The 5,359-nt window shown below is 69.6% G+C and carries 4 protein-coding genes and 3 pseudogenes; 4 read left to right on the top strand and 3 right to left on the bottom strand.

Going from position 1 to position 5,359, the window contains the following annotated elements:
- Positions 1-189 (top strand): annotated as a pseudogene (locus tag VIU94_RS27270) (hypothetical protein); the annotation flags it as partial.
- Here the strand turns inward: VIU94_RS27270 and VIU94_RS27265 are convergent.
- Both VIU94_RS27265 and VIU94_RS27260 read right to left on the bottom strand, forming a co-directional pair.
- Positions 179-528: pseudogene (locus VIU94_RS27265) on the bottom strand (NF041680 family putative transposase); the annotation flags it as partial. The pseudogenes VIU94_RS27270 and VIU94_RS27265 sit on opposite strands and share 11 nt — an antisense overlap.
- Before the next feature lie 158 nt (positions 529-686).
- The gene (locus VIU94_RS27260) at positions 687-2,126 is read right to left on the bottom strand and encodes an FAD/NAD(P)-binding protein (RefSeq protein WP_331915080.1); all 1,440 of its coding nucleotides are present in this window, start codon (positions 2,124-2,126) and stop codon (positions 687-689) included.
- A 190-nt stretch (positions 2,127-2,316) separates the two neighbouring features.
- Between VIU94_RS27260 and VIU94_RS27255 the strand changes: the two genes are divergently transcribed.
- Positions 2,317-3,423 carry a LuxR C-terminal-related transcriptional regulator gene (locus VIU94_RS27255; protein WP_331915078.1) on the top strand — a complete coding sequence of 369 codons (1,107 nt, stop codon included), beginning with the start codon at positions 2,317-2,319 and terminating at the stop codon, positions 3,421-3,423.
- A 168-nt stretch (positions 3,424-3,591) separates the two neighbouring features.
- Here VIU94_RS27255 and VIU94_RS27250 read toward each other — a convergent pair.
- A pseudogene (locus tag VIU94_RS27250) lies at positions 3,592-3,919 on the bottom strand (hypothetical protein); the annotation flags it as partial.
- A 413-nt stretch (positions 3,920-4,332) separates the two neighbouring features.
- Between VIU94_RS27250 and VIU94_RS27245 the strand changes: the two are divergent.
- Together VIU94_RS27245 and VIU94_RS27240 are read left to right on the top strand one after the other, a co-directional pair.
- Positions 4,333-5,166, top strand: coding sequence for an NAD(P)H-binding protein (locus VIU94_RS27245; protein ID WP_331915076.1), 834 nt, complete (start codon positions 4,333-4,335; stop codon positions 5,164-5,166).
- A gap of 5 nt (positions 5,167-5,171) precedes the next feature.
- Positions 5,172-5,312 carry a hypothetical protein gene (locus tag VIU94_RS27240; RefSeq protein WP_414721022.1) on the top strand — a complete coding sequence of 47 codons (141 nt, stop codon included), beginning with the start codon at positions 5,172-5,174 and terminating at the stop codon, positions 5,310-5,312.
- The last annotated feature ends 47 nt before the right edge of the window (positions 5,313-5,359 follow it).

Below are 5,359 nucleotides of genomic sequence, written 5' to 3'. Positions count from 1 at the left end.
TTCTACCTGTCCGTCAAGGACGGTCACGTGCCGACACCGGCCGAGTTGGCGGAGGTCACGGACTGGATGCAGCGCGTCCTCGCCGAGGAGTCGACGGCGCCGGCGGTACTCGCCCTGCTCGCCGAGTCTGCCAACACCAAGAAGACACGAAACATCGCGAAGAACCGATCCGGATTCTCTACGGGCTGACCTGGGCGCGTTCGGCGATGGCCTCGGGCCGTCCGACAGTTCTGCCCACGCCGTAGCGGGTGGCGGGGTGCCGGTTCTTCGAGCCGAGCGGCCTGCCGGGCCCGGGCCGGTTGGGTTTCGGCGCACGGGCCGGACAGGGCAAGTTCGGCGGAGGTTTCGAAACCCCCGGCGCACCCGGGCGAGGGTGAGCCGGCCAGGCTCGGCGGGACGTTCCCAGGGGCGTCGGAGATCAGCGGCCAACGGTCGCGTCAGGCGGAGTTGGGTATGAGCGGCGATGACCAGCCAGGTCCACCGGTCCGCTGCCTCCGGGGTTCGGAGCTTCGGGCGAGTCCAGCCGAGGGCGGGTTCGGACGCGTACAACAACGACACCAGGGCCTCCCGGCACTGCTCGGTCAGATTCGCATCCCCGAGCTACCGAGAGGCCCTGCCTTCATGCACGTACAACGCAAAGACCACCCCGGCGGGAAACCCGTTCGACCCGCACGTTCCATGATCGGTCAAGACATGGGTCCTCCATCGCGGGCCGCGACGATCGTCTGCGCGGCCCGTGCTGCTTGGGCCGCTATGCCCGCAATACTTGACGTAATGAACGGACCGCCCCCCGCGAGGTCTCCCACCACGTGCAGGCGCGGGTCAGCCGGAACCAGCCCACCGGCCGGGTGCAGCTCGGCGGAGCCGTCGGCCAGCAAGGCCGTGACCAACTGCCCGGCCCCCAGAGGGATCGCCCGCGGTGGCGGGTTCACGGCGTTGATGACGGCGCCGAAAGTGCGTTCGCCGTCTTCGCGGCGTACCCGGAACATCCCGTCCGCTGCCTCGATCTTGTGGACGCCGGCGGTGACGGCGAGTTGCCCGGAGTCCAACAGCCGCATCATGGTGGCGGCGTTCACCGGAACCATCGGTGAGGCCACGCTCGTCGCCATGCGGAAGTGGCGCTGCAGCCGCACACGGTCGGGCTCGGGCAGCAGCCGCCACGCGTACGGGCCAACGCTGTGCGCTGTCTCCTGGAGGACCCGGCGGCCGATCCTGGGGTCGTCGACAGCGTCCAGTTGCGCCCGCAAGCGCCGGACCGGCTCTTCGGTCCCGGTCGCCAGCAGGTCGGCCACGAAGGCCTCGAAGTCCTCTCCGGTCTCAGCCAGTTCGGCTCGCAGCAGCCCGATGAGGTCCTCGAGGGTGACGGCGCCGTGCTGCCGGTGCAGTACCGCAACCCGCTCGGCGGTCACATGCTGCGGCCGGTGTTCGACCGGGCGCTGCCAGACGTGGGGCAGCACACCGCTGCGGGACAGCAGCGTGATCGGCCCGGTGTGCCCGAGCGCGGCGAGCGACACGACGACGTCGACCGCGGTCAGGCCGCTCCCGATGACCGCGACGTTGCTGCCGGCCGCGACCCGGTCGAGTGTGCGTGCCAGCGGGTACGGATCGTCCACGAAACCGGAGGCGCCGCCGAGACCGTAGTGGTCTTGCGGCGTCCCCCCGCCCACGCACAGCGCCACATGGTCGGCTTCGTACCCGCGTCCGTCCTCGGTGCGGAGCGACCAGTTGGCCCCGGACCGGGCTACCCCGATGACGCGGGCGGTGACGACCCGCACCCGCCAGCCGACTTCGCGCAGGGTGGCCAACGCCGTCTCCGCGGTGTGTCCCAGGTACTCGCCGTAGAGCGCGCGCGGAACCAGCGGCTGGCCCAGCCGTTCGTCGAGGTGAGCCGGACCACGCGTGCCCAGCCAGGCCGCGTAGTGCCCGAAGTCCAGGTGGCGGATCGACATGATGGCCGGTGGTGCGTTGACCAACACCGTGTCCAGGTCAGGGCCATACGGGCGGCCACACCACAGATGCGGGGACGGCTCGAACACCGTGATGGCCCCAGGGCTGTCGGCGGTGGCCGCCAGGCTGTCCAGCAGACCGACCGCGGCAGCACCCGCTCCGACGATTGCGATGTCCATTGATTTCCCCTTCACATTCCAGGCCGCCGCTGAAGAGCGCCGCGGCCTCTTCGAGCCTCGCCGCCGCCCACGCCGAGCCCCATCCCCCGCGGGGGGTGACCGGCCGGGGAATGTCCCCCTCAAACGGGGGGTTGGCGCAGGACAGGAGGGCGGGCAGGGTGGCCTCCATCCAGACCACGGGAGGATCTCCATGCCTGACGCGCGCCGCCATGCCGAGGCGCTGTCAGGTCACGCCAAGGTGCTGTCGAGTGCGGATCGGGCCACCGACACACGCGAACTCTTCCGCCGGACGTCCGCCAAGCTGCGACGGCTCATGCCGTTCGACTCGGCCGTATGGGCGGCCACCGACCCGGAGACCGGTCTCATCACCGCGCCGATGCTGGTGGAGAACCTCGGGTCCGGCGAGGGCTGCGCCGAGTACTGGGAAAGCGAACTCCTGGAGGAGAACGTCCTGCCGTTTCGGGACCTCGCCCGGGCTATCGTCCCGGCGGCCGGTCTGCGCGCAGCCACCGGCGACCTGCCCGCGCGCAGCGCACGCTTCCACCGGCTCCTCGGGAGCCAGGGCGTGGACGACGAACTACGGGCCGTGCTGCGGGTCGGCGACCGGCCATGGGCCGTGGTGAGCCTGTTCCGCATGCGCGGCGGCGCCCCGTTCGGCCCGGCCGAGACCACGCTGCTCGCCGGTCTGTCCGGTCCGTTGGCCTCGCGGGTACGCCGGTTCGCCCGCCCGTCCCCGTCCGGCGGCACAACCGACGCACCCGCACCCGGACTGGTGCTCTTCGATCCTTCCGGCGAGCCGACGTCGATCAACGAGGAGGCGCGGCAGCACCTCTCTCAGCTTCCTGAAGGGCCCTCCATCCCCTCGCAGTTGGGCCTGAGGCTGCCGATCTGGGTGGTCGCCACTGCGCTGCAGGCCCGGGCGATCGCCCGGGGCCGCGACCGGGCAGGCGGTGCAAGAGTGCGCATCCGGACCGTTGACGGCCGCTGGTTGACCTGCCACGCCTCCTGTCTCAGCGGCCCCGCTGGGCAACCCGGTCCCGTGGCACTCATCATCGAACCGGCGCCCCCCGCCGACCGCGCGGTCCTCATCGCCGAGGCGTACGGCCTGACGCCTCGCGAGCTGGAGATCACCCAGCTCATCACGCGCGGGCTGCCCACCACCGAGATCGCCGCGACGCTGTTCATCTCCCCGCACACCGTGCGCGACCATCTCAAGGCCGTCTTCGGCAAGGCGGAGGTCTCCAGCCGAGGCGAACTCGTCGCACGACTCTTCGGCGAGCATTACCGGCCCGTGTGAGCACCCCACCCATCAGACGTCGAAGCGGCGGCGGCAGGTCTCGATGTCACCGAGGTACCGGGTGACGTCTTGTGAGCCTTCACCCCGACCGACACCATGCCTGACCAGCAGAAAACAAGCGATCATGTTCGGTTGAGATACGGCTTCCCAGAAGTTGTCGTTGTGCTGGGTGGGCCGTCGGGGGAAGTCGCGGGCGGCCATCCAGATCGTGAGGTCGCGGGCGATCCGATCGATGCTGGTCTCGGTGACGACGTCGTGTTCCCGGCGGGTGGTGTCGCGGCGGACGACCTCATAGCCGCCTTCGTCCAGGACGGCGACAGAGGTGAACCAGGCCGGGTCGTCTTTCGTCGGGCTGGATGACGACGAAGGTGTGGTTTGAACCGTTGAGGTCGTCGATCAGCATGAACAGCGCGTCCTCGGACGGCTCGTCGATCCGGTCGCCGTTCTCACTGTCGGCCCGGTAGTACGCAGCCCCGTTCGCCCCCGTCTCCTCGATGGCGACGCCGACGGCAACACCAAGCCCGCCTCAGCCACTACAAAGGACGCGGCCACACCCCACCAGAACCTGCCCAACCGTCACGGCAAAGACCGTTGCAGTACTAGGAGGATGAAGCAGCATCGCCGCAGTAGAGATCTCACACTCGTCGTGCCAGCGGCGGATGGTGGCCGCAGGCCAGCGCGGAACGCCGCCGCAGGCATCCTTGACCGCTCGGAGCGGTCCACACACGCTGCCCGATCGGACGGCCCCCAGCACCCGCCGTCTGTAAGCCAGTTGGAGCACGTCGAGCCCTGGACGTGAGCGGTGTACGCGCCCAGCCACGGAGATGGCCAGGCGTCTTCTTGACCTGAAGCGCGCTTGAGGTCATAGCGTGTCACCTACTTGATCATCTGACGACGGGAAACACGCTCATGATCCTCGTGACCGGAGCCACCGGAAACATAGGCAGTGCCCTGCTGAAGGAGCTGCACGCACGCGGTGTCGGGCCGCTGAGAGGGCTCACCCGTGTTGCCGCACGCGCTGTCTTCCCTGAAGGGGTCGAGGTCGTTGAGGGCGACTTCTCGGAGCCGATGTCGTTGAAGCCCGCGCTGGAAGGGGTGCGGTCGCTGTTTCTCGTGTCGCGTCTGGGCTCGGACGCCGACATCCTCGAAGCCGCCCGGCAGGCGGGTGTGGAGCACGTCGTGCTGGTGTCGTCCATCACCGTCCAGACCCACCCGCACCTCGGCCCCGCCGGCGAGAACCTGGCGGTGGAGCAACTGCTCAAGGCAAGCGGCATGGCCTGGACGATCCTGCGGCCGACGCAGTTCGCCTCGAACGCCCTGATGTGGGCGGCTTCCATCCGCGGCCACGAGACCGTCCGCGTGCCGTACGCCGAGACCGCGCTGCCGACCATCCACCCCGCGGACATCGCGGCGGTGGCACGGGTGGCACTGACCGAGCCCGGCCACCACGGACGCACATATGCCTTGACCGGTCCAGAGCCGGTGACCGCCCGACGGCAGGTAGAGGCCATCGCGGCAGCACTGGGTCGGGAGATTCCCTTCGCCGAGATCAGCCGCCAGCAGGCCCACGCACAGATGGCCGCGGTCTTCGGTGCCGAGGCCGCGGACGCGGTGCTCGACGTCACGGGCGGAGACGTGAACGACGAGCTGCTGATGGTGCGCGACACGGTTTCACAGATCACCGGAACGCCGGCCCGCCCGTTCCAGCAGTGGGCTTCGGAGAACGCCGCCGCCTTCGGCTGAATCGCTTGGGCCTGAGCCAGTTCGTCGATCATCCGGCGGGTGCTCTCACCCGTGTCCCGGCCCACAACCCGCACTGGGACGACGGAGTAACGATCGCCGACCCGGAGGGCTACCGTCTCGTGCTGTGCTCCCGCACCTGGACCTGAGTAGAGAGCGGCGGATGGTAAGCGCAGCCAGAGCCGGATCGCGGCGA

The sequence above is a fragment of the Streptomyces sp. genome (assembly GCF_036566765.1).
GTDB lineage: Bacteria > Actinomycetota > Actinomycetes > Streptomycetales > Streptomycetaceae > Streptomyces.
This window is presented reverse-complemented; position numbering and strand designations above follow the sequence as displayed.

What these genes read in the sequence shown, in the direction of transcription:
- VIU94_RS27260 (WP_331915080.1), bottom strand. Translation starts at nt 2,126, where the DNA reads ATGGACATCGCAATCGTCGGAGCGGGTGCTGCCGCGGTCGGTCTGCTG.
- VIU94_RS27245 (WP_331915076.1), top strand. Translation starts at nt 4,333, where the DNA reads ATGATCCTCGTGACCGGAGCCACCGGAAACATAGGCAGTGCCCTGCTG.
- VIU94_RS27255 (WP_331915078.1), top strand. Translation starts at nt 2,317, where the DNA reads ATGCCTGACGCGCGCCGCCATGCCGAGGCGCTGTCAGGTCACGCCAAG.